Origin of the sequence: Faecalitalea cylindroides (assembly GCF_028321995.1) — a bacterium.
GTDB classification, from domain to species: domain Bacteria; phylum Bacillota_I; class Bacilli_A; order Erysipelotrichales; family Erysipelotrichaceae; genus Faecalitalea; species Faecalitalea cylindroides.
Map to the genome: position 1 here is coordinate 1 of NZ_JAQLXG010000013.1, position 22,736 is coordinate 22,736.

Sequence of the window (22,736 nt, forward strand, 5' to 3'; positions counted from 1 at the left end):
GATTAAGTGGTTCTCTAGATTGGAATAAGTGGCTCTATTTTGTCGGATTAGATGGCTCCGCCACTTTGGAATATTCACTATTTGATTCACCGCCAAAAGTTAATGAATGAAGATAAAGAAAAAACGATCCTGGCCATTCAGGGTCAGGAAGATCTTGAAAATGACATTGTATATGAGGTGAATAAAATTAAAAAGGAATATGAGGCTAGGATTGTATCGATGTCGTTGGATCAACAAAAACAAAATCAAGAATATGAAAATATGGCACATCAAATCAAATCTTCTTTATCTACATGTTTTTTGAATGTAGACTTATTAAATGATGATGAGGGAAATAAGGGATATATAGAAAGGATCGATCACCAATTAGAAAAAATAAATAAACTGACAAATGACTTTTTAAAAGGATATTCAATTCGACAAAACAATCTTCATTATCAATTTAAATTTTATAATTTAGAATCGTGTATTAAACAAGTTGTTTTGGATGTACAAGAACAGGCTTATCAGAAGAACATTCAATTTGAATTAAATACAAAAGAGTTTTATTTATTTATGGATCCATTTTGGATACAAGAAGCTCTTGAAAGTATTCTGATCAATTGTTTAGAATACGCCTTTGAAAATACTAAAATTTACGTTGATTTAAAAGAAGAAAAGAATCAAGCTATCATCCAAATTCAGGATCACGGATATTCAGTTGATAAGCAAATAGATTTATTTAAGCGGTATGAAACATCAAATCATAATGATAACCATTATGGTATTGGTTTAAATATGACAAAGGAAATTATTGAACATCATTTTGGAAGCATCGATGTCTCATCCCAAGAAAATAAGACTACTTTTAGGATTCTTTTACCTGTCAACAAATTAGAAAGAATTAATATTTAAATTGTGATGCATTTGTAATCTTGCGTTTATTAAAATGGGATCGTAAGGAGACAGTATGAAAAGAAAATTCAAATACTATTCAAAAAATAAGAAATTATCTTTCTCACTTTCTTTGATCCTATTTGTATCTTTAATGATCATCCTTTTTTCTATATTCATGCAGATAAGAATCTTTGAAATAAAAAGAGAGCAAAACCAGGCTGTTTATGGTGCATGGAATGCAGCAGTTTATGATATTTCTGAAACTTCTGAATCAAAGATTGTGTCCAATCAAATGATCCGCTCTATTGGAAACATGAACATTGTCGGAGAGGTTATGGAAGATACAGAATATAAAGGTTCAATCGGGTATGTAGATAAAGATTTTCTTGAAATGTCTAATATTTCTATGAAAGCAGGACATATGCCTGAAAATAAAAACGAAATTGCGATTGAAGCATATGTTTTGGATTTGCTGGGCATTGATTATGAATTAGATCAAAAAGTAAATTTAGACATACACATGGATGAGTCTGTTATTCATAGAGAGTATGTACTTTCGGGTGTCATTAATAACTATTCGTCAAGTTGGACAACTGATGGAACGCTTGCATCATTCTTTATATTTCCTAGTGAAGATACAATTATATCTAAAAATTTGTTTTTAATTGCCAAAGAAGGATATATTGATTCGATTAATGAAATTCAAATTAATGATGATATTGTCATGAATGCATATGTTGAATTTACTTATGATCCTTTTTCTGATCAAAATATACCATTTACTCTATTAGGCATATTCACGGTTTGTTATTCTATTTTATTAATTGCTTATGTCTTTATTCATTGGGCAAATCAGCATACAAAAGAAATCCAAATCTTAAAATCTTTAGGAACGGATAATAAGATGCTGGTTAAAGATTTTACCTCTTTATTATTTAAGTCGATTTGTCTTCCTTTATGTGTTTATTTGATCATTTGTATCGTTTTATCAATAAATATATGGGTATCTTTAATCAGTTTGATGGTTTATTTGTTTAGCTTAAGTATGATCGTTTTAATTTGTTATATTTATATTTCTTCTGTGTCAATCAATGTAAATTCCTTTTCAAGTCAAAAAACAATCATAAAGAAAACAATTAAAGTCCGATACAAGAAACAAACACCTTTTTCATTGTTTGTTCGTTCGTTTCGTTTTCATCACAAAAGAGAACTATTACGTATTTCCATATCTGTAGTTTTATTAACTTTGTTGTATCACTCATTGACCTTACAAATTCATGAACAATATCAATTAAATGAAATTTATACACAACCGGATATTCAGATAGCTGGTAAAAATGTAACTTCTTTTAAATATGAAGTTGTTGATGATAATGGCGATCGAGTAATCGGTTATAAAACGAAGCAGCAAGATATTAGTGACCAGCTGGATGTCTTGCTTTCAAATCAATCCATTGAAAACTACTATAGTTCAAATTTGAATTACGATGTTGCTGTTACATGGCCTGAAATAGAACAATCTTTTTTATGGAATAAGAAAGGTATGGAAAACCATTTAATGCACTTTATGAATTATGATTGGCAGAATCAAAAGTGTTTATTTCCAAATATATACAGTACAAAACAAACCGAGTATCTAAAATTTTTAAAAGACAACATAGATGATGGAGAGTTTAATGAAGAAGCTTTTTTAAAGGGAAAAGAAATTTATATTTATCTTCCTGAATATACAACAGAAAATTTATTCGATACACAGAATACGGCATACGTCAGTACTGATCCAAACACATTTTATGATTTAAATAAGGTTGTTCAAGAAGACACAATTAAGATCGGAACAAAATTAACTTTACGAACAGCGGATGGCTTTCAAAAAGAAGCCAAAGTTGGAGGAATCATTCGTCATGTTTTTGAAGAATACGATCCATCATTAAATAACGAGACGCCTTATACTGTGTTCGTTTCTCCAACTTTCTTTGACTCAAAAGGACAGGTAAATCAACTTTACCTGTATTTAGATAAAAACATACAGCAGGAACCAACGGAAGCTTTCTATGCTAGTATTTGCGCAAAAAATGATCTCAGTTTTTTTAACAATGCACAGAATAAAAGAATTCAGCAGGAAACAATTCAAAATAACATGGTCTTAAATTCTGTGATTCTGACAATTGTTATAGCTATTGTTTTATTTACACAGTATATCTTGTTTAGACAAAAAAATGCTGATGTTAAAGACAAGATAAAGATTTATCATCAATTAGGAATTGATAAATCAATCCTTCATAAAATAAAATTGTATGAAATACTAATAGAATCTCTGATCATAATTTCTATTTCTTTTGGGTTGTTTGTTTTTATTCAATATTTTGACTATTTACAAGCACCAAGTTTGATGTATCCTTTTTCAAATCGATTTTCACAGGAATATTGGTCCTGGCCTTTATATTTCCTGGTTACTCTTGCATTTCTTACATTATATGTTCTATCCATCTTAAAAACAGGAGATGAATAAAATTTAGTAGCGAGATTTTTGAAAAGAGATCATTCTATATCCATTTCTACAATATCATTAAGATCCAAAGTCTTTTTGACAATCTGGATCTTTTTGTTTTCAAAATCAAGTTTTGCTACTTTTCCTTTAAATTGTACATATTGACCTTTATCATAATAAATAACTTTAATCATCATACCAGGTTGTACTTGATGAACGGTTCTGTCTAAAAGTTCAAGGTCATCGTTGGAAAGCTCTCTTTTTGGTACAATGATCCTTTCTGTTTGTTTGATGATTTCTCGAAATCCTCTTAAAGAATCAAACGATTGAAACATCTGTGCTCGTTGAGCCCGAACTCTAATCGGCATTGTGACCACCTACTAATGTATTTCTTTTTTTGGCTGTGGCTCTTTTTAAGTAATTCATTCCTTTTAAGACAGAATTCTTGCCATATTTATGATGAATTGACAGGATCGTTTGCTGGATTCTTTTTTCTTTTTCAATATCTTCAGGATCGGTAAATAAGTCAAATTGCTCATATAATTCACTTTTTACGTTGCCAAAACTGATGGCAATATGGCGGATGGGGTAGTTAGGATTCACACCTATTTTATATAATCGCTTAAATTCGTCTAATAAAACACGGCACGAATTTGTTGTGTTAGTTATTTGTCGACTCACTCGAGAAGGGGGAATGATATCTTTGGAATATCCGATGAAAAGGGAAATGTGATTTGTAACTAGATGTCGTTCTATTAAAGTTAAAACATTGATATCGACCATTTCTTTCATGACTAAATAAGCATCATCATAGGAATAGTCTTCAAAAAGGATTTGAGAATTGGAAATTGAATTGGCTTGTGGAACATAATTTTTGATATCTGCAATAGTTGTTGGTTCCTTGCCCCAGGAATGATCGATCAAGTATTCTGCATTGACACCAAAAGTTTTATATAAATCTTTTTCAGGATAATGAGCTACACCATATAGATTTTGTATTCCTAAAGCGTTCAATCGTTTTACGGTTCCTGGTCCAATCATCCAAAAATCCGTTAAAGGTGTATGATACCATAATGTTTGTTTAAAGATATCCTCATCAAGATAAGCTATATAATCTGGAGCGTGTTTTGCCATGATGTCCAAGGCAATCTTGCTTAAGAACAAATTGGTTCCAATTCCAGCAGTTGCAGTTATGCCGGTTTCTTTAAAAATATCTTGAATGATCATCAAAGCAATTTGTTTTGGGTTCATTTTATATAGATTTAGATATGAAGAGATATCTAAGAAAGATTCATCGATCGAATAAACATGGATATCTTCGCTGGATATATATTTTAAGAATATTTCATGGATCCTGGCCGCATATTCCATGTATAATTTCATTCTTGGCATGGCAATTTCATATTTGATGTGCTTGGGAATCTCAAAGATCCTTCCTCGACTTTTTATGCCAAGTTTTTTGATTGCAGGTGTGGCCGCTAAAGTAATAGCACCAGGCCCTCTTGTAGGGTCGGCAACGACTAAGTTTACTTTAAATGGATCTAGTCCTCTTTCTACACACTCTACTGAAGCATAAAAGGATTTAAGATCGATACATAAATAATATTTGTCCATCTATATCACTCCTCTGTGAATTCATATTATAACTATCCAATTCTTAAAACAAGATAGATTTGGGAATTTGTAAATTATTTAATGTTTTAATTTTGCAAATAAAATTATATTTGTTATCATATGTAATATGGAGTGATGCATATGACCTTAAGAGAACTGCTAGTGCAATTTGAAATTCAAAATAATTTAAGTCATGCGGATGTAGCTAAAGAAGTTGGTGTATCTGTATCAACTTATTATCGATGGATCAATGGTGAAAGCACAAAGTTAAAAAAAACGACCATTCAAAAACTTTCAACTGTCTTAGATTGCGATGTTGAAAAAGTAATTGAAGAAACAGATCGTATCAAACCAATCTTAGGGAATGTAAAAGCAGGGTATGATCTTTGGGCAGATCAAGATATCGAAGGATATTTGGAACTTGGGCAATCAGATGCTCAGAAAGGTGATTACTTTTTAAGAGTTGTCGGAGATTCTATGGAAGGAGCACATATCTATGATGGTGATCTTGTATATGTTAAGAAGTGTGACACTGTTCAATCTGGACAAATTGCTATCGTAATGATCGAGGAAGAGGCAACGATCAAAAAAGTATATTTCAAAGATGATCTTATGATTTTAGAACCGGCTAACTCAAAGTATGAATCAAAGTTCTTTACAATGAAAGAAGTAGAGGAAACACCCGTTCGGATTATAGGGCTAGTTCGTTTTATTCGAAAAGATCTGGCATAGAAAAAAGCACAGAGAAATTTTTCTCTGTGCTTTCTTTTGATATAAGTTTATTTGCACATTTTGATAATAACAGCTGCTCCTTGACCTCCACCGATACATAGAGATGCAAGACCTGTAGTTAAATTACGTTTTTGCATTTCGTGGATCAAAGTAACAAGGATACGGTTACCAGAAGCACCAACTGGGTGTCCTAATGCAATTGCACCACCATTTACGTTTGTCTTTTTCAAGAATTCTTCACGATCCATACCTGTAGCTTCTTCAAGTTCATGAATAACACCAAGAGATTGTGCAGCAAACGCTTCATTTAATTCAACCAATTCCATATCTTCAATCTTAAGATCTGCATATTTCAATGCGTTCAAGATAGCAGGAGTAGGGCCAAGTCCCATGACACGTGGATCAACACCACCTTGACCAAATCCTACAACTTCACAGATCGGTTTTAAGTTATATTTCTTAACGGCGTCTTCACTTGCGATGATCGTGAAAGAAGCACCATCATTGATACCTGAAGCATTACCTGCTGTAACGGTTCCATCTTTTGTGAAAGCTGGCCGAAGTTTAGCTAGTTTTTCCATGCTTGTTTGACGAGGATGCTCATCTGTATCAAAAACTACTTCACCTTTTCTTGTGGAATAAGTGATAGGAACGATTTCATCTTTGAAGCGACCAGATTCAATAGCTGCCAAAGCTTTTTGCTGACTTGCTAAAGCAAATTCATCCTGTGCTTCACGAGAGATGTTATACTTTTTGGCAATATTATCGGCTGTTACACCCATGTGAATTCCATACATAGCATCTGTTAAACCATCATGCAACATAGAGTCTACGACCGTCATATCACCAGATTTAACACCTTTACGATTCTTATAGCTCAATAAGAATGGAGCGCGTGTCATTGATTCAACACCACCAGCTACATAAAGATCACCAAAGTTTGCCTGAATTCTTAAAGTTGCTTCCATTACAGCTTTTAAACCAGAACCACAAAGCATGTTAATGGATTGAGCACATACTTCTACAGGAATACCTGCTTTAAAAGCAACGTTACGGGCGATGTTTTGTCCAAGTCCTGCAGCAATTACATTACCGATGATAACTTCATCAAGGTTTGCAGGATCAATGTTGGCCTGTTTGATTGTTTCTTTTAATACGGTTGCTCCCATATCGGCAACATCAACGTCTGTCAAGCTGCCCATAAAAGTACCAATTGCGCTACGTTTTGCAGCGACGATATAAGCTTTTCTCATTTTTTACACTCACTTTCTACCTTTATATAATAGGTTTTTACAGTCACATACTAGTCAAAAGGAAAGGGTTTGTCAACACTTTGTGAAAAAAATAATTTGTGTAGAATACTTGTTAAAAAAAGCCAAAAAATAACTAATTAAAAAATTCACAAATTCATTGACTACATGAAAAATACCTTGTAAAATGAGTCTGTGTGAAAAGTTTATCTTTATCATGCTTTTCGATATCCAAAAAATCGAATGGTTCAGAAAAGGAAAGGAGAACTTCATTTATGGATTTCAATTTAACAGAACAACAAAAACTTATGCAGAAGTTGTTCAGAGAAGTTGCGCAAAACGAAGTAAAAGAAAACGCAGCTGATGTAGACGAAAACGAACGTTTCCCAAAAGAAAACGTTGAAGTTATGCGTCAGGCAAAAATGTTAGGTATTCCTTATTCTCGTGAATACGGAGGAGCTGGAGCTGACTATCTTTGCTACATCATGGCTGTAGAAGAATTATCAAAAACTTGTGCGACAACAGGTGTTGTATTAAGTGCTCATACATCTTTGGGTACTTGGCCGATCGCTCAGTTTGGTACAGAAGAACAGAAAAAACGTTTCTTGCCAGACCTATGCACAGGTAAAAGACTTGCTGCATTTGGTTTGACTGAACCAAATGCCGGTACAGATGCTGCTGGACAGCAGACAACAGCTGTTTTAGATGGTGATCATTATGTATTGAACGGTACTAAGATCTTCATCACAAACGCAGGTGAAGCTGAAGTTTATATCATCTTCGCAATGACAGACAAATCAAAAGGAACTCGTGGTATTTCTGCGTTTATCGTAGAAAAAGGAACTCCAGGATTCACTTTCGGTCTTCATGAAAAGAAATTAGGTATCCGTGGTTCTGCTACAAGTGAACTTATCTTCAATAACGTTCGTATTCCAAAAGAAAACCTATTAGGTAAAGAAGGACAGGGATTCAAGATCGCAATGCAGACTCTTGATGGTGGACGTATCGGTATCGCTGCTCAGGCATTAGGTATTGCTCAGGGTGCTATCGATGAAGTTATCCCTTATGTAAAAGCTCGTAAACAGTTTGGTCGTCCAATCGCTAAATTCCAGAACACTCAGTTCCAATTAGCTGATATGCAGACTAAAGTAGATGCTGCAAGATGGCTTGTATATTCTGCTGCTATGGCAAAAGAAGAAGGTCGTCCTTATACAACACTTGCTGCTGAAGCTAAATTGTTTGCTGCTGAAGTTGCAATGGAAGTAACTACAAAAGCTATCCAGTTAATGGGTGGATATGGTTATACTCGTGATTTACCAGTTGAAAGAATGTTCCGTGATGCTAAGATCACTGAAATCTATGAAGGTACTTCAGAAGTTCAACGTATGGTAATTTCTGGTGCAATGTTACGCTAAAGAAAGGAATCTGAATAATTATGAAAATTGTCGTTCTTGTAAAACAAGTACCAGATTCAACTGAAATTACAGTTGATAAAGTAACTGGTACATTAGTACGTGATGGTGTTCCTAGCATCATCAACCCAGATGACCTTGCAGGTCTTGAAGCTGCTTTAGAATTAAAAGATAAAGATCCATCAATCAACGTTACTGTTGTATCTATGGGTCCACCTCAGGCAAAAGGAATGCTTCAGGAAACAATTGCACGTGGTGCAGATGAAGCTTACTTGCTAACAGACCGTCGTTTAGGTGGTGCTGATACTTGTGCAACAAGCCGTACTTTGGCAGCAGCACTTAAGAAGATTGGTTATGATTTGATCATCGCTGGACGTCAGGCTATCGATGGTGATACTGCACAGGTAGGTCCTCAGACAGCTGAACGTCTTGATTTACCTCAGGTAACTTACGTTGATGAAATCATTGAATTAACTCCTGAAAAAGTAACAGTTAAGAAAGCTTTGGAAGACGAAGAACAAATCTTAACTGCTAAAATGCCTTGTGTATTAACTACTTTATCTGGAATGAACAAACCTCGTTACATGAACTGTAATGATATCGTTGATTCTTTCAACAACCCAGTTAAGATCATGACATTTGATGATCTTGATTTAGACCAGTCTGTTGTTGGTTTAGCAGGTTCTCCTACAAAAGTTCACGCTACATTCACAAAAGATGTTAGTGCTGAAACACAGACTTATAACATGCCAGCTAAAGAAACAGCTGAATTAATTGCGAAAACTTTGAAAGAAAAGCAATTGATTACTAAGTAGGAAGGAGAATTTACATGGCAAAATTTGAAGGATATAAAGATATCTATGTTTTTGTTGAACAGAAAAACGGTGTAATCGCTGAAGTTGGTTACGAATTGATTTCTGAAGCAAGAAAACTAGTTGCTTCTATTCCTGAAATGGGATTCAAAGTAGTTGGTGTATTGCTTGGACATCAGATTGCTGACAAAGCTAATGAAGTTATTGCACACGGTGCTGATAAAGTTATCGTTGTTGATGACGTATTATTAAAAGATTACTCAACTCAGTTTTATGCAGATGCATTGACTCAGGTAATCGAAAACTATAAACCAGATTCATTCTTAACTGGTGCAACTGTACTTGGACGTGACTTAGCTCCACGTGTTGCTGCTCGTATTAATGCCGGACTAACTGCCGATGCTACTAAGATTGCTATCGATCTTGATAAAGCTAAAGAGGGAGAAGCATTATTGCTTGTAACTCGTCCTACTTTCGGTGGTAACTTATTCGGTACGATCGTATGCCCAGACACTCGTCCACAGATGGCTACAATTCGTCCAAAAGTATTCGATATGGCTCCAGTTGATGAAACTCGTACTGGTGAAGTAGAAACTTTCTCTCCAAATTGGAAAACAACTGAACCAGAAGTAACAATCGACAAAGTTGTTGAAAAAATCGTTGAAGGTGTGGATATCACAAAAGCAAACATCCTTGTAGGTGCTGGTCGTGGTGCTGAAGGATGCCTAGATGTAGTAAAAGCATGTGCTGAAGAACTTGACGGTGTAATGTGTGCTACTCGTGCTGTTGTAGAAGATGGTTATGCAGACAAGAATATCCAGGTTGGTCAGACTGGTAAGACAGTTCGTCCTGCATTGTATATCGCTTGTGGTATTTCTGGTGCCGTTCAGCATGTTGCTGGTATGGAAAAATCAGATATGATCATCGCTATCAACCGTGACCCAGAAGCAGAAATCTTCAAGATTTCTAACATGGGATTCGTTGGTGATGTAAACGAAGTATTACCTTTACTTGTAGAAGAAATTAAAAAAGCAAAAGCTGCTTAAGGAGATAATAAAAAATGACTAGAAAAATTGGTGTTGTTGGTGCTGGTACAATGGGACAGGGCATTGCTAATGCATTTGCCAGTGCTGGAAATGAAGTAACAGTAGTTGACGTTAAAAAAGAATGGGCAGAAAACGGTGTTGCTAAAATCTGCGCCAGCAAAGATAAATTAGTTGCTCGTGGAAAAATCGACGCTGAAGCTGCTGAAGCTGCAAAAGCTAATTTAAAAGCTGGTGTTTATGAAGATCTAGCTGACTGCGATCTAATCGTTGAAGCTGTTCTTGAACAGATGCCAGTTAAAAAAGAATTGTTCGCTAAATTGGATGAAATCGTTAAAGAAGGCGCAATTTTTGGAACAAACACTTCTTCATTGTCTGTAACTGAAATTGCTAACGGAATCAAACATCCAGTTATCGGTATGCATTTCTTCAACCCAGCTGATCGTATGAAATTAGTTGAAGTTATTTCCGGAGCAAACACTCCAGCTGAAGTTAAAGATGAAATCATTGCTATTTCTAAAGAAATTGGAAAAACTCCAGTTGAAGTTAACGAAGGACCTGGATTCGTTGTTAACCGTATCTTAGTTCCAATGATCAATGAAGCTACTTTCATCCTTCAGGAAGGTATCGCATCTGCATCTGATATCGATACAGCTATGCAGTTAGGTGCAAACCATCCTATGGGACCTTTGGCTTTAGGTGATTTAATTGGTTTGGATATCGTTCTTGCTATAATGGACGTTCTATACAATGAAACTGGTGATTCTAAATACCGTGCAAGCACATTATTAAGAAAAATGGTTCGTGCTGGTAAATTAGGTCGCAAGACTGGTGAAGGTTTCTTCAAATACTAGGATTTTAAAAATTGAAGGCGAACATTCGTTTCGCCTTTTTTAAAAAGGAAAGGAAAAACACAAGATGGAAAACGTATTATTAGAAAAGCAAGGTCACGTTTCAATCATTACGATCAATCGTGAAAAAGCATTAAATGCTTTAAGTACAGCTGTTTTAAAAGATTTAGAAGAAGCGGTAAATACTGTAGAAGCTGATAAAGATACTTACTGTGCGATCATTACTGGTGCTGGTGCAAAAAGTTTCGTAGCTGGTGCTGATATTGCTGAAATGAAAGACAAAACTGTTGAAGAAGCAGCTGAATATGGTGCTTATGGAAACAAAATTTTCCGTGCCATTGAAACAATGCATTGCCCAGTTATCGCAGCTGTTAATGGTTTTGCATTAGGTGGAGGATGCGAACTTGCTATGGCATGTGATATCCGTGTTGCAAGCGAAAACGCTGTATTTGGACAGCCAGAAGTTGGATTAGGAATTACTCCAGGATTTGGTGGAACACAGCGTCTAGCTCGTTTAGTACCTGTTGGAATCGCTAAAGAAATGATCTTCGGTGCTAGAAACATCAAAGCTGACAAAGCATTATCAATTGGTTTGGTAAACGCTGTTGTACCTGCTGAAGAATTAATGGCAACAGTTATGAAAATGGCAAATGGTATCTGCAAGAATGCACCTATTGCTGTTGCACAGGCTAAGAAAGCTATTAATGAAGGACTTCAATTAGACATCGACGCTGCAATCGCAGTTGAAGTAAAAGATTTCTCTGCTTGCTTCGCTACAGAAGATCAGACTTATGGAATGGAATGCTTCGTAAATAAAGTAAAAGAAAAAGAATTTAAAAACAAATAAAAGCTTGGAGGGAATTATATGTCAAAATTAATGACAGCCGAAGAAGCCGTTAAACTGATCAAAGATGGCGATGCAATCGGTATTGGTGGCTTTATAGGAATGGGACACCCTCAGGAGCTATCAATCGCAATTGAGAATAGTTTTAAAGAAACTGGACACCCAAGAGATTTAACAGTTATGTTCTCCGCTGGTGTAGGTGATGGAACAGATAAGTTAGGTGTTAACCACTTAGGTCATGAAGGTTTGTTAAAACGAATTATTGCAGGGCACTGGGGATTGATCCCGACTTTCCAAAGATTAGTATTCGAAAATAAAGTAGAAGGTTATAACTTACCATTGGGTACTATTTCTTTGATGTTTAGAGAAATTGCCGGGCATCGTCCTGGTGTTATCACAAAAATTGGTTTAAAAACATTCGTCGATCCTCGTTTAGAAGGGGCTAAGATGAATGAAAGAACACGTCAGGCAGAAGACTTAGTTGAATTGATCGAAATGGATGGAGAAGAATGGTTACGTTATAAATCATTCCCATTAAACGTTGCTTTATTGCGTGGTACTTATGCAGACGAAAGTGGAAATGTAGTAATGGATCAAGAAGCTGCAACTTTGGATTCATTATCGATTGCACAAGCTGTTAAAAACTCTGGTGGTAAAGTTATTGTTCAGGTCAAAAACGTTGTTGAAAATGGAACACTAAAAGCCAAAGATGTTAAGATTCCCGGTATCTATGTAGATGCCATCGTTATCGGAAAGCCAGAAAACCACTGGCAGACATATGCAGGTGAATACAATCCAGCATTATCTGGAGAAGTACGTGTCCCTGCTGATTCAATTGATCCAATGCCACTAAATGCACGTAAAGTCGTATGTCGTCGCGCAGCTATGGAATTAGATCCTAGAGCAGTAATCAACTTAGGTATTGGTATGCCTGAAGGTATTGCCAATGTTGCCAATGAAGAAGGTCTTCCTGGTTTAAAGATGACAGTTGAAGCCGGAGGTATTGGTGGTGTACCAATGAGCGGTACAGCATTTGGTTCTTGTACGAATCCTGAAGCTATCATTGATCAGCCATATCAGTTTGACTTCTATGATGGCGGTGGATTGGATCAAGCCTTTTTAGGATTGGCCGAATGTGATAAATTCGGTAATATCAACGTTTCTCGTTTTGGACCAAAAATCGCTGGATGCGGAGGTTTCATCAACATTACACAAACAGCTCCTGTTGTAGTATATTGTGGAACATTTACCGCAAAAGGCCTAAAGGAAAACATCGGAAACGGTAAATTAGAAATCGTAGAAGAAGGTAAGATCAAAAAGTTCATACAAGAAGTTGAACAGATCACATTTGCTGCTGAATACGCTGCAGAAATCGGTCAGAAAGTTCTTTATGTAACAGAACGTGCTGTCTTTGAATTACGCAACGGGGTATTTACTTTAACCGAAATTGCTCCAGGTGTTGATTTAGAAAAAGATGTTCTTGGACAAATGGAATTCAGACCTGCTATCGCAGAAGATCTAAAACTTATGGATGCTCGTCTATTCACAGACGAAATCATGGGTCTAAAAGCTTAATTTTACATAAAGCTATGAAATATCAATCTCTATTGAATTTCATAGCTTTTTATATTTTATGAAAAAATACCTATTCGTATAAAATGAATAGGTACTTTTTTAAGATAATGATATACTAAAATTAGTACATAAAACATACCTAAAATCAATTTAAACAGGGAGAAGAATAATGTCCGTTATCGCAAGAATCAAGCCAAAAGGTTTATTTAAGAAAAAGATGAGTATTCAAGAAATCATCGGATATACGAATTTATCTTATGGAGTTTGTGATGAAAATTATCGATTGATTGAAAATGAAATCGCCAAACATACACTGTTATATGATAATGCCAAATCTGCTCGTGGAATAGACATTTCAATGGATGAATTTGATGTAGTTTTGCAGTTAAGTTTACCAACAACACCTTCAGAAATACATCTGTTCTATAATACAATTCAATCATTATGTAATCTGTATAAAGTTACTACATATATACGAGAAGAAGAAAAGGTACATATAAAAGAGAATGAAAAATTCATTAGATATGATATAGAAGGAAGCATTGAAGGACTTAAAGATATTGAATCTAAAATCCAAAAGAATACATATCAGCGTTTTGAAATTTTTGGTATTTATAATCCTATCTCGATTGGTATAAATGAAATCAATAAATTTCATCATGATTTAAATCGATTTGAAGAATACTTGCATTCAACCCAATCACTTGATGTATATTATGCAGTACCAAAAGTTTATAAAGTTCATGATAGATTAGTAGGAATCTACGCTATTGGAGCTAATATTCCAAGTGTAATTCCTAAAGAACCTTATATCATTCTAAATCAAATTCAGGGTATTCATGAATGGTATGTCATGGTGCAAGAAGGAAAGACGATCCCTTACAATGATTTTATAAACAATGTATCTAATGCTAACTATTATGATGCAAATCATGTTATCATCACATTAAATGAAACGCAAATAGATGATCTTGTCACTAAATATGAAGTCAAGATTTAATTAATAAAGGATGTTTATGGATAAATACAATAAAATGAGAATTCTTTTTGAACAATATTCCAATTCTGAAAGGGCAATAGAAATGTCTAAATATATGCGAAATATGTTTAAATTTTACGGAATTCCAACACCTATACGAAAATCTTTATACAAGGACTTTCTAAAAGAAGAGAAGCAATCAAAACAAGTGGATTGGAATTTTCTGAATCAATGTTTTCAAGATGAACATCGAGAATTTCAATATCTTGTATATGATTACTTGATCAAGCTCAATAAATTTTTAAGTTATGAAGACATTTCTAAAATTGAAAATTATATTAGGAATAAACAATGGTGGGATACAATTGATTTCTTTGATCAAGTAATTGGAACCATTGGGTTGAATGATCCACGAGTAGATAGTTTAATGTTAGCATGGTCAAAAGATCCAAATTTTTGGGTAAGAAGATTAGCGATAGATCATCAGCTTGGAAGAAAAGAGAAAACCAATACGAAATTATTGGAACAGATCCTTGTAAACAACCTTAATAGCGAGGAATTTTTCATCAATAAAGCTATAGGATGGGCTTTAAGAGATTATTCTAAAACGAATCCAGAATGGGTCAGAAAATTCATTCAATCACATAAAGAGAATATGGCAAAGCTTAGCATTAAAGAGGCTACTAAGTATATTTAGAAAATCATTGTGTTACAAAGGAGAAAATAGATGGGGAAGTTATCGCAATTAGGCGCAATAAACAATAAAATAGAAAATAACGAAAAACTTAAATACACAAAAGGGAATCTTAAAATTTTTACAAAGGAATGTGATTGTATGAAAATCGCAAAAATCATTTTATCTATAATAACAATGCTTTTTGCTACATTAGGATTAGTGAAAATTCTTTCCTTCGACATCGCAAATACAATTATGCTTGTATCACTTGCCACTCTATTACTATTAAGAAGTGTAGAATATAAAAATAATAGAGATAAAGGAGGTTTTATTATAACCTGCTTAACCGCAGTATTTGTCTATGTTGTAGTGATTTACAATGTTTTTATAGGATAGAAAAATCCTAATTTAGAAAAAGGTGTTTAAGTACGATATCTAACAAATAGAATTAAAATATTTCTAGTCAGAAATAATTTCAAAAAGTTATGGCTTTTTTCAATATAGAACATACCTGATGTGTTCTTTTCGCATTATTTTATCTGTGATATAATAAAACCGTTACTGAAAGGAGGAATATACAATGTTATTTTTCCGTAACGATTATGGACAGGGATGTATTCCTGAAATTTTAGATTTATTAAACAAGACAAATTATGATAGCCATCCTGGATATGGATTAGACAAATATTGTGAACAGGCTAGAACTTTGATTCAGGCAAATATGCCTGATACAGAAGTTGATATTCAATTTATTTCAGGTGGTACATTAACAAATTTAACGATCATTAAATCAATTTTACGTCCGTATGAAGCTGTTATAGCTTGTGATTCCGGACATATTTCAACACATGAAACCGGATCTGTTGAAGCTACTGGTCATAAAGTAATTGAATTACCCAATTCAGATGGTAAATTACATGCTTCACAGATTGAAAAATGCTTTAACGATCATATGATGACATATGAGCATATGGTTTATCCGAAATTAGTATATATTTCAAACTCTACAGAATTTGGTACTGTTTATACTAGAGAAGAATTAGAATCATTAAGGGCAGCCTGTGATAAATTAGGACTTTATTTGATGATGGATGGAGCACGTTTAGGAGCAGCTTTAGAATCCGGAGTTGACTACTCACTGAATGATATAGCTAAATGGTGTGATGTCTTCTATATTGGAGGAACTAAAAATGGTGCCTTAATGGGAGAAGCTGTCGTATTTTCAAACAAGGATTTAGCGCAAAATTTCCGTTTTGTCATGAAGCAAGATGGAGCCATGATGGCAAAAGGATGGCTTCTAGGTTTACAGTTTGTTGGTTTATTCTATGATGGAGCTTTCTTTAGAGTTGCTAAACACGAAAATGAAATGGCTCAAAGAATCCAGGCGTATGCGCATAATCTTGGGTATCCATTTCTAATGAAAAGCACAACAAACCAAATTTTCTTAAATTTAACATTAGAACAGTATGATTACTTATCAAAGATGGTTGATTTTGAAATTTGGAATAAACAGGATGATTTTTTATCTGTGCGTTTAGTTACAAGCTGGAATACAAGTGAAGAAGATGTAAAAGAACTTTGTAAATGCTTGTATATCGCAAAAGAATTAGATAAATAATAGAAATCTCGCCAACATAGATTAAATTCTTAGTCTATAATGGTGAGATTTTTTCATATAAAAAGACATGGCTCTGCATCAATCTGCACATCCAGCCTCGAGCGGCCAGAAAACCATGTCTAAGTACGTACAATGAAATATCAACATATAAATTTAAATCTGTCAAAATATTTAGATGATCTTATATCTTTAAATTTTTTTGATATGTCCAGCCAAGAACGCCATTTTTTTTAACTTGAGCTTTATCTTGATAGAGACAAACAAGTTTTACTGTTTCTCCTTTGGTTAATGGTATCTGATAATTTGTATAATCTGTTGCCTTAAAATCTTGAATGAATTCATTCTCAACCCAGAAAGTTCGATTTAAAAATGAATTATAAACTAACGATTGTTTCGAAGTTGTCTTCAAAACTTTAATTTGTGATGTATTCCATGTGACAAACAGAGGAATTTGATTATGTTCCAAGACCGTTTCAATAACTTCAACTTCTGGTAATTCATCCACGCTTTCAACATTAACGATATTTTTATCAAAAATCAGAGCATTTAACTGTCCTGCTTTTTTTACGACATTACCACCATCAATGGAATATACATTTGTACTTCCATCATAGATTGGATCGAATGAGGCAATGGAATGACAATATTCAGTAACAGGAAGATGACCAACAATGACTTTTTTATGAAAATGCATGTTTTTATTTAAAAAGAAATGTGTTGTCATAACTTCTCTAAAATCATCGCCAAATGTAGTTTCATTCATGATAGCTGCATGTGCATAGATATGCGAATCCGTGTCAATGACATGAGGTAGATCATTACAAAAACATAGTTCATCTAAAAAGTGTTTGCGAATTTCATGTGTATACCAGCTCATATCAGTATTTATATCTAAAGAAATACCAATTTGATTTGCCATTTCATGGATCAAAGATTGTTTTCTTTGTAAGAGGACGTCTTTTAAAAAATCCAGTCGATAGGCAAAAAGCACATTCTTACAGATAAAATCACAGTTTCCCATAATAACATGTACATCTTCATGTTTGGCTTGATTCATCACAAAGTGAAGTGTTTCCAGGTTTTTTTCTCCCTTTTCAACAAGATCTCCCAAAAGCATCAACCGGTCTATGCCCGGTTGATATTTTACTTTATTCAACAATTTTTTATAAATATTCAAATTGCCGTGTATATCGCTGATACAAATTGTTCTTCCTTTAGAGGGGGATTGAAGTCGTTTTACTTTAACACTGCGATCCATTTTTATCAAAGCAGGAAATTTAGGAAGGTAGATGCTTCCTTTTCCCAGTCACTTTCTCTGTGTCTGCCTTCTGGCTTTACATTAAATTGAATATAAACACCTTTATTGATCAATTTATTAGCTAGTTCTGTGCAAATCTTTGTTTCACGAATAAACGAATGTTTCCCACCTTCTAAAGCTCCCCATGACATATACATGCAACTGCCATCATGAACATAAGCCCTTTCTGTATCCCAATATAAATATTCTTCTACTGGTTGAAAATATGGAGAAATAACAAGTGATTTAGAATAAATATGGCTATAGAATACACCTGCAAAATAAGCCATGAGTCCACCACAACTGCTGCCTCCGATCCACGTATGATCTCGATCTGGCAAAGTAGGGAAATGATGGTCAATGTAAGGCTTTAACTCTTCGACAAAGAAGTGCATAGTCGCTTCTCCTTTACCTTCAAAAATTCCAAAGTTTTCGTCTGCAAAGGGCCAGGGACCATATTCATCTAGACGGGCATTACCATCATGTGAACATTCTTGTCCAACAACAATAAGTTCTTTATGATTCCAGCGAATCTGTTGTTCTAGATTCCAGGACTTTCCATATGTTGCATCTTCATCATTAAATAGATTGTGACCATCGAACATATAAAGAACAGGATATCTTTTTTTTGTAACTAAATAATCATCTGGAAGATACATATGAATTGTACGTTCCTGATGCAATCTAGACATATATAAATCAAATTTTAATATCAATTTAAAGATCCTTTCTATTCAGCTATGGCAAGCGCATCTCTATAGAAGTCTTCTCGCTCTTTAAGAGTATCAAATCTAGCTATAATTGTACAGTTTCCCATTGTTGCGGCATAAGCTGGTGGAAGATATTTTGTCTCAATAAGATTTTTCTTGTACATTGTTTCAATCTCTTCAACCGTATATTTATAATTAATAGAATCTCTTCGGCCTGCAAAACCAGACGATTTTCGCTCTTTTAAATCAAAATATCCGTCCTGAGTTAGTAAAACTTTTGCCCAGATCTCATATACGTCAATGTTTCCGGCATAATTCATTAAATCTGGGGCAAATCCTCCAGGTGGTCTAAAATTGACTTCTAAGCCAATGATGGCTCCTTTTTTTCCTAATCCTTTTTTAGCTTTATTTAATCTAAAAAATTCACAATGGAAGAATCGGTTTTTCAATTGAAAAGCATGAATGGTTTCCTGTACAACATTTTTATATTCATCCTTGATTGAAAAAGCAGTATAGGCACCAATGCTTTGTTGGTAAAGAACACTATCCATACAATTGCCAACATATTCTAGAGAGTTTATATATCGAATATCACCGTTTTGATCACAAACGCCATCTAATGTGAATACTTCACCATCTACATATTCTTCTAAGATCATTTGTTGATTCAAAGTCTGTTTATAATATGTATTAAGGTCTTCATCGCAATTAATCGTATATGTAAAGCTGGCGCCAACACCATGGTCTGGTTTTAATACAAGAGGATATCCAACTTCATGTGCAAAATTTAATGCATTTTCCAATGAATCAACAAGTGTATATCGAGCTGTAGGAATATTCGCTTTAGCATAGTATTTTTTCATGGCTGATTTTGATTGATATTCATTGATCGTTTTAAAATCAAAGCCAGTCTTGACGTTAAAATCATCACGTAATTTCGCATCCAAAGTAAGCCAAGCTTCATTATTGGATTCAATCCAGTCAATCTTTCCATATTTAAAGGTAAAATATCCAACTGCTTTTACCATTTGTTCGTAGTCATTGAAACTTGATACGACATAACATTCATCAATATTAGCTTTAAGCTCATCTTTTAATGAATCGTATGGAGTATCAACAATAGCAAGTACTGTGGCTCCGTATTTTTTTAATCCTCTACAAAATAACCAGTAATTTTCTGGATAATTGGGTGAAATAAAAACAAAATTCATAATCTTTTTATCCTCTACTTTCTATTTATAAACGCATACTGTATAGCTATGATTGTTTTAGCATCGTCAATTTTTTGATCCAAGATCATTTGATATGCTTCATTGACATTCAGCCAAACTAAATCAATGTTTTCATCTTCATCTTGTGTTAAATGATAAGTTGTGAGCTTTGGATGAATAGCTTCATAGATCCATATACGCTCATCACAGAAACCAGGCGTGCTGACAATGGAAGTAATTAATTGTAATTCTTCACATTCTAGATATGCCTCTTCATTTAACTCACGCATTCCACAAGTTTTAGGATCTTCACCGTATTCAAGTTTTCCGGCAGGAATTTCTAAAGTTTCCTTATTGATCGCATGACGAAATTGTTTAACAAACAATATCTTACCCTCTTTTGTAACCAGAACACCAACGCCACCTGGATGGCGAATAATATCACGTTGATAAATCTTATCGTTGATTACGACATCTTTTTGAATTAAATCAAATATTTTTCCTTTATAAATAATATTTTCTTTCTCTTTCATTTCTTTTCATTCCTTTTCATGATTATATCAATTTCCACTTCATTAGGAAAGGTTTTTATAAAAAAAGAAGCTTTAGTTGATCGTTTCAACAAAAGCTTCGGCAATTGCATAGGCTATTTTATTTTGAAAACTTTCATCTGTAAGATTTGTTAGATCATCTGCATTCGTTAAATAACCAAGTTCTAATAAAACTGAAGGAAGATCTCGATCTTGCAGGATAGGAAAGTTGGCATAATGATCACTATCCAATCCACCAAATGTTGAATAACTTAAATTATTCAATTTCTCAGATATTGCTTGTGCAAGGTTGATCATATCTTCATTTGATTGTGTAAATAGGGAATATCCCTTTGTCAATCGGTCTTCATCATTGTTCATTTGAACACTGATAAAATAATCTGCGTTTTGATCAATTGCCAGATTGATTCTTGCTTTTGTGGAGTCATCTTCACTGGAATAAGTTTCAAAGTTGTCATCGGTTCGAGTATAGACAACATTGTAACCGGCCTTTTGAAGTGCTTCGCCAATCTTTAAACTTATGGTAAGGTTGATATCTTTTTCACTAGTATTTTCATCAACAACATAACCTGTGTCCGTTCCTCCATTTGCAGGGTCAATACAAATTGTAGCTTTTGATTCGGATTGAGGAATATCGGCATTTTCATTTGTAGTGATTGAATTGGTTGTATTGGTAGGCACACGATTATTTTTGTCTACATCACTTGTTTGGATATTAGGCTGTACAACCAATAATAAGAATATTGCGATAAGAAAATAGACAAAAGCTCTTTTCATATTTACCCCCCTTATGTGGATATATAGTAACATAGAAAGGTTTAAAACAGTAGTAAAAAACGTGAAAATCCATTCTCGACATTCAATCATTTTCGCTTTAACGGCTAGATTATATCTGATATACTATTATAGGTGATTTTTATGAAGTTTACTGTTACGATCGATCAGTTTGAAGGTCCATTGGATCTGATGCTGCACTTAATCAAAGAAAATAAACTGGATCTTTTTGATTTGGATATGAATGTATTGACAACGCAATATATTGAGTTCATTCATCAAATGAAAGATCTTCATCTAGAAATTGCCAGTGAGTATTTGAGCGAATTAGCAAGTTTGATTGAATATAAATCAAAGAAACTTTTACCAAGAGAAGAAGTTCAGGTCGAAGAAGAATATGAAGAAGACCAAAGAACAAAACTGGTAGCTCGATTGGTCGAATATCAGAAGTATAAAGAAATCAGTGAAAAGTTAAGGATCGATTACGAAAATCGTCAAAAACATTTCACAAGACCTGTATCACCTCTAGTCGAACAATGGTCAATTCCCATTGAAAGTGATACATTGGAAAACCAAAGTCCATATGAATTATTAAAAGCGATGAATCGTGTTTTGCAACGCATGATCTTATTGAAACCATATGAGACCAAGGTAACGATCAAAGAACTTTCCGTAGAAGAAAGACTTGAACAGATCAAAGAAAGATTAAAAGATTCAAATGATATGATATTATTTGAAACATTATGTGATGATTGTTCTTCACTGCATATGGTTATCGTGACTTTTTTATCCATTCTTGATTTGATCCATCAAAAATGGTTAGATTTTACGATTGACTCAGAAGATCATATCTATGTGAAAAGAGGGATTGAATAATGGATAATCAAAAGGCAATCATTGAAGGATTGATATTCTTAAGCGGTGATGAAGGTTTAAGCATTGAACAAATCATGGAAAGCCTTCAAGTCGATGATAAGGAAGCAATCCTATCAAATATACAGAAGTTGAAAGAAGAATATTCTGATATACATCATGGTTTTGAGCTTGTTGAATATGCTTCTAGATTTAAATTTGTGACAAAAGAATGCATTTATCCTTATGCCCAAAGATTATTTGAACAATTCAAGCAGGTATCCTTATCACAGGCTGCTCTTGAAACTTTGGCCATTATTGCCTACAAACAACCTATTACACGTGTAGAAATTGAAGAAATACGCGGTGTTAATTGCGAAATGATGTTAAAAAAACTTCAAGCCCGTAATTTAATCGAGGCCAAAGATCGCCTGGATGTGGTAGGAAAACCATTGTTGTATGCTGTTACAGATGAATTTTTAGATGCCTTTCAATTGGAAACACTAAAAGAATTACCACAGCTTCCTAAACAGCGAAGTGATGATGAAGAATTATTCGAGGAGTAGAA

23 protein-coding genes are annotated in these 22,736 nt (G+C 34.1%); 15 read left to right on the forward strand and 8 right to left on the reverse strand.

The window, feature by feature from the left end:
• The first annotated feature begins 81 nt into the window (after positions 1–81).
• Together PND65_RS07440 and PND65_RS07445 are read left to right on the forward strand one after the other, a co-directional pair.
• Complete coding sequence (locus tag PND65_RS07440; RefSeq protein ID WP_271993436.1) at positions 82–894, forward strand: sensor histidine kinase; 813 nt, start codon at positions 82–84, stop codon at positions 892–894.
• Between the two features lie 55 nt (positions 895–949).
• Positions 950–3,388 carry a hypothetical protein gene (locus PND65_RS07445; protein ID WP_271991286.1) on the forward strand — a complete coding sequence of 813 codons (2,439 nt, stop codon included), beginning with the start codon at positions 950–952 and terminating at the stop codon, positions 3,386–3,388.
• 29 nt (positions 3,389–3,417) lie between these two features.
• Here PND65_RS07445 and PND65_RS07450 read toward each other — a convergent pair whose 3' ends face one another.
• Both PND65_RS07450 and PND65_RS07455 read right to left on the reverse strand, forming a co-directional pair.
• The gene (locus PND65_RS07450; protein WP_195375593.1) at positions 3,418–3,735 is read right to left on the reverse strand and encodes a YolD-like family protein; all 318 of its coding nucleotides are present in this window, start codon (positions 3,733–3,735) and stop codon (positions 3,418–3,420) included.
• Positions 3,725–4,981: a Y-family DNA polymerase gene (locus PND65_RS07455; protein ID WP_204714562.1), complete on the reverse strand. Its 1,257-nt coding sequence runs from the start codon at positions 4,979–4,981 to the stop codon at positions 3,725–3,727. The genes PND65_RS07450 and PND65_RS07455 overlap by 11 nt, the downstream gene beginning before the upstream one ends.
• 141 nt (positions 4,982–5,122) lie before the next feature.
• Between PND65_RS07455 and PND65_RS07460 the strand changes: the two genes are divergently transcribed.
• Positions 5,123–5,713, forward strand: a complete 591-nt coding sequence (locus PND65_RS07460; protein ID WP_195295118.1) for a LexA family protein — start codon at positions 5,123–5,125, stop codon at positions 5,711–5,713.
• Positions 5,714–5,760: 47 nt separating this feature from the next.
• Here the strand turns inward: PND65_RS07460 and PND65_RS07465 are convergent, their stop codons facing one another.
• The gene (locus tag PND65_RS07465; RefSeq protein WP_015535883.1) at positions 5,761–6,966 is read right to left on the reverse strand and encodes an acetyl-CoA C-acetyltransferase; all 1,206 of its coding nucleotides are present in this window, start codon (positions 6,964–6,966) and stop codon (positions 5,761–5,763) included.
• A 272-nt stretch (positions 6,967–7,238) separates the two neighbouring features.
• Between PND65_RS07465 and PND65_RS07470 the strand changes: the two genes are divergently transcribed.
• The 10 genes from PND65_RS07470 to PND65_RS07515 all read left to right on the forward strand — a co-directional run bounded on the left by PND65_RS07470 (position 7,239) and on the right by PND65_RS07515 (position 16,773).
• On the forward strand, positions 7,239–8,378 hold the full coding sequence (locus PND65_RS07470) for an acyl-CoA dehydrogenase (RefSeq protein ID WP_015535884.1): 1,140 nt from the start codon (positions 7,239–7,241) through the stop codon (positions 8,376–8,378).
• Positions 8,379–8,398: 20 nt separating this feature from the next.
• Entirely contained in the window at positions 8,399–9,190 is a 792-nt protein-coding gene (locus PND65_RS07475; RefSeq protein ID WP_015535885.1) for an electron transfer flavoprotein subunit beta/FixA family protein, read from the forward strand.
• 14 nt (positions 9,191–9,204) lie between these two features.
• On the forward strand, positions 9,205–10,233 hold the full coding sequence (locus PND65_RS07480; RefSeq protein ID WP_015535886.1) for an electron transfer flavoprotein subunit alpha/FixB family protein: 1,029 nt from the start codon (positions 9,205–9,207) through the stop codon (positions 10,231–10,233).
• 14 nt (positions 10,234–10,247) lie between these two features.
• Positions 10,248–11,084, forward strand: coding sequence for a 3-hydroxyacyl-CoA dehydrogenase family protein (locus PND65_RS07485; protein ID WP_035400012.1), 837 nt, complete (start codon positions 10,248–10,250; stop codon positions 11,082–11,084).
• A gap of 64 nt (positions 11,085–11,148) precedes the next feature.
• Complete coding sequence (locus tag PND65_RS07490) at positions 11,149–11,928, forward strand: enoyl-CoA hydratase-related protein (protein WP_271991284.1); 780 nt, start codon at positions 11,149–11,151, stop codon at positions 11,926–11,928.
• A gap of 18 nt (positions 11,929–11,946) precedes the next feature.
• Positions 11,947–13,500, forward strand: a complete 1,554-nt coding sequence (locus PND65_RS07495; RefSeq protein ID WP_271991281.1) for an acyl CoA:acetate/3-ketoacid CoA transferase — start codon at positions 11,947–11,949, stop codon at positions 13,498–13,500.
• Positions 13,501–13,669: 169 nt separating this feature from the next.
• The gene (locus tag PND65_RS07500) at positions 13,670–14,500 is read left to right on the forward strand and encodes a DUF4299 family protein (RefSeq protein WP_271991278.1); all 831 of its coding nucleotides are present in this window, start codon (positions 13,670–13,672) and stop codon (positions 14,498–14,500) included.
• A 16-nt stretch (positions 14,501–14,516) separates the two neighbouring features.
• Positions 14,517–15,176: a DNA alkylation repair protein gene (locus tag PND65_RS07505; RefSeq protein ID WP_195375589.1), complete on the forward strand. Its 660-nt coding sequence runs from the start codon at positions 14,517–14,519 to the stop codon at positions 15,174–15,176.
• 30 nt (positions 15,177–15,206) lie between these two features.
• Entirely contained in the window at positions 15,207–15,551 is a 345-nt protein-coding gene (locus tag PND65_RS07510; protein WP_195375588.1) for a hypothetical protein, read from the forward strand.
• A gap of 184 nt (positions 15,552–15,735) precedes the next feature.
• The gene (locus PND65_RS07515) at positions 15,736–16,773 is read left to right on the forward strand and encodes a threonine aldolase family protein (protein WP_271991276.1); all 1,038 of its coding nucleotides are present in this window, start codon (positions 15,736–15,738) and stop codon (positions 16,771–16,773) included.
• 181 nt (positions 16,774–16,954) lie between these two features.
• Here PND65_RS07515 and PND65_RS07520 read toward each other — a convergent pair whose 3' ends face one another.
• The 5 genes from PND65_RS07520 to PND65_RS07540 form a co-directional block, all read right to left on the reverse strand.
• Positions 16,955–18,031 carry a metallophosphoesterase gene (locus tag PND65_RS07520; RefSeq protein WP_195375587.1) on the reverse strand — a complete coding sequence of 359 codons (1,077 nt, stop codon included), beginning with the start codon at positions 18,029–18,031 and terminating at the stop codon, positions 16,955–16,957.
• A 5-nt stretch (positions 18,032–18,036) separates the two neighbouring features.
• On the reverse strand, positions 18,037–18,786 hold the full coding sequence (locus tag PND65_RS07525; protein ID WP_195375586.1) for an alpha/beta hydrolase: 750 nt from the start codon (positions 18,784–18,786) through the stop codon (positions 18,037–18,039).
• Positions 18,787–18,800: 14 nt separating this feature from the next.
• Positions 18,801–19,991: an ATP-grasp domain-containing protein gene (locus tag PND65_RS07530; RefSeq protein ID WP_271991273.1), complete on the reverse strand. Its 1,191-nt coding sequence runs from the start codon at positions 19,989–19,991 to the stop codon at positions 18,801–18,803.
• A gap of 14 nt (positions 19,992–20,005) precedes the next feature.
• The gene (locus PND65_RS07535; protein ID WP_271991271.1) at positions 20,006–20,524 is read right to left on the reverse strand and encodes an NUDIX hydrolase; all 519 of its coding nucleotides are present in this window, start codon (positions 20,522–20,524) and stop codon (positions 20,006–20,008) included.
• 72 nt (positions 20,525–20,596) lie between these two features.
• On the reverse strand, positions 20,597–21,319 hold the full coding sequence (locus PND65_RS07540) for an N-acetylmuramoyl-L-alanine amidase family protein (protein WP_271991269.1): 723 nt from the start codon (positions 21,317–21,319) through the stop codon (positions 20,597–20,599).
• A gap of 141 nt (positions 21,320–21,460) precedes the next feature.
• On the opposite strand from PND65_RS07540, the gene PND65_RS07545 reads away from it, so the two are divergent.
• Positions 21,461–22,192, forward strand: coding sequence for a segregation and condensation protein A (locus PND65_RS07545; RefSeq protein WP_087158463.1), 732 nt, complete (start codon positions 21,461–21,463; stop codon positions 22,190–22,192).
• Entirely contained in the window at positions 22,192–22,734 is a 543-nt protein-coding gene (gene scpB, locus PND65_RS07550) for an SMC-Scp complex subunit ScpB (RefSeq protein ID WP_271991267.1), read from the forward strand. The genes PND65_RS07545 and scpB overlap by 1 nt, the downstream gene beginning before the upstream one ends.
• The last annotated feature ends 2 nt before the right edge of the window (positions 22,735–22,736 follow it).

Bases quoted from the DNA above. Each gene is read 5' to 3' on its own strand.
- PND65_RS07445 (WP_271991286.1), top strand. From the start codon at position 950: ATGAAAAGAAAATTCAAATACTATTCAAAAAATAAGAAATTATCTTTC.
- PND65_RS07450 (WP_195375593.1), bottom strand. From the start codon at position 3,735: ATGCCGATTAGAGTTCGGGCTCAACGAGCACAGATGTTTCAATCGTTT.
- PND65_RS07455 (WP_204714562.1), bottom strand. From the start codon at position 4,981: ATGGACAAATATTATTTATGTATCGATCTTAAATCCTTTTATGCTTCA.
- PND65_RS07460 (WP_195295118.1), top strand. From the start codon at position 5,123: ATGACCTTAAGAGAACTGCTAGTGCAATTTGAAATTCAAAATAATTTA.
- PND65_RS07465 (WP_015535883.1), bottom strand. From the start codon at position 6,966: ATGAGAAAAGCTTATATCGTCGCTGCAAAACGTAGCGCAATTGGTACT.
- PND65_RS07470 (WP_015535884.1), top strand. From the start codon at position 7,239: ATGGATTTCAATTTAACAGAACAACAAAAACTTATGCAGAAGTTGTTC.
- PND65_RS07475 (WP_015535885.1), top strand. From the start codon at position 8,399: ATGAAAATTGTCGTTCTTGTAAAACAAGTACCAGATTCAACTGAAATT.
- PND65_RS07480 (WP_015535886.1), top strand. From the start codon at position 9,205: ATGGCAAAATTTGAAGGATATAAAGATATCTATGTTTTTGTTGAACAG.
- PND65_RS07485 (WP_035400012.1), top strand. From the start codon at position 10,248: ATGACTAGAAAAATTGGTGTTGTTGGTGCTGGTACAATGGGACAGGGC.
- PND65_RS07490 (WP_271991284.1), top strand. From the start codon at position 11,149: ATGGAAAACGTATTATTAGAAAAGCAAGGTCACGTTTCAATCATTACG.
- PND65_RS07495 (WP_271991281.1), top strand. From the start codon at position 11,947: ATGTCAAAATTAATGACAGCCGAAGAAGCCGTTAAACTGATCAAAGAT.
- PND65_RS07500 (WP_271991278.1), top strand. From the start codon at position 13,670: ATGTCCGTTATCGCAAGAATCAAGCCAAAAGGTTTATTTAAGAAAAAG.
- PND65_RS07505 (WP_195375589.1), top strand. From the start codon at position 14,517: ATGGATAAATACAATAAAATGAGAATTCTTTTTGAACAATATTCCAAT.
- PND65_RS07510 (WP_195375588.1), top strand. From the start codon at position 15,207: ATGGGGAAGTTATCGCAATTAGGCGCAATAAACAATAAAATAGAAAAT.
- PND65_RS07515 (WP_271991276.1), top strand. From the start codon at position 15,736: ATGTTATTTTTCCGTAACGATTATGGACAGGGATGTATTCCTGAAATT.
- PND65_RS07520 (WP_195375587.1), bottom strand. From the start codon at position 18,031: ATGGATCGCAGTGTTAAAGTAAAACGACTTCAATCCCCCTCTAAAGGA.
- PND65_RS07530 (WP_271991273.1), bottom strand. From the start codon at position 19,991: ATGAATTTTGTTTTTATTTCACCCAATTATCCAGAAAATTACTGGTTA.
- PND65_RS07535 (WP_271991271.1), bottom strand. From the start codon at position 20,524: ATGAAAGAGAAAGAAAATATTATTTATAAAGGAAAAATATTTGATTTA.
- PND65_RS07540 (WP_271991269.1), bottom strand. From the start codon at position 21,319: ATGAAAAGAGCTTTTGTCTATTTTCTTATCGCAATATTCTTATTATTG.
- PND65_RS07545 (WP_087158463.1), top strand. From the start codon at position 21,461: ATGAAGTTTACTGTTACGATCGATCAGTTTGAAGGTCCATTGGATCTG.
- scpB (WP_271991267.1), top strand. From the start codon at position 22,192: ATGGATAATCAAAAGGCAATCATTGAAGGATTGATATTCTTAAGCGGT.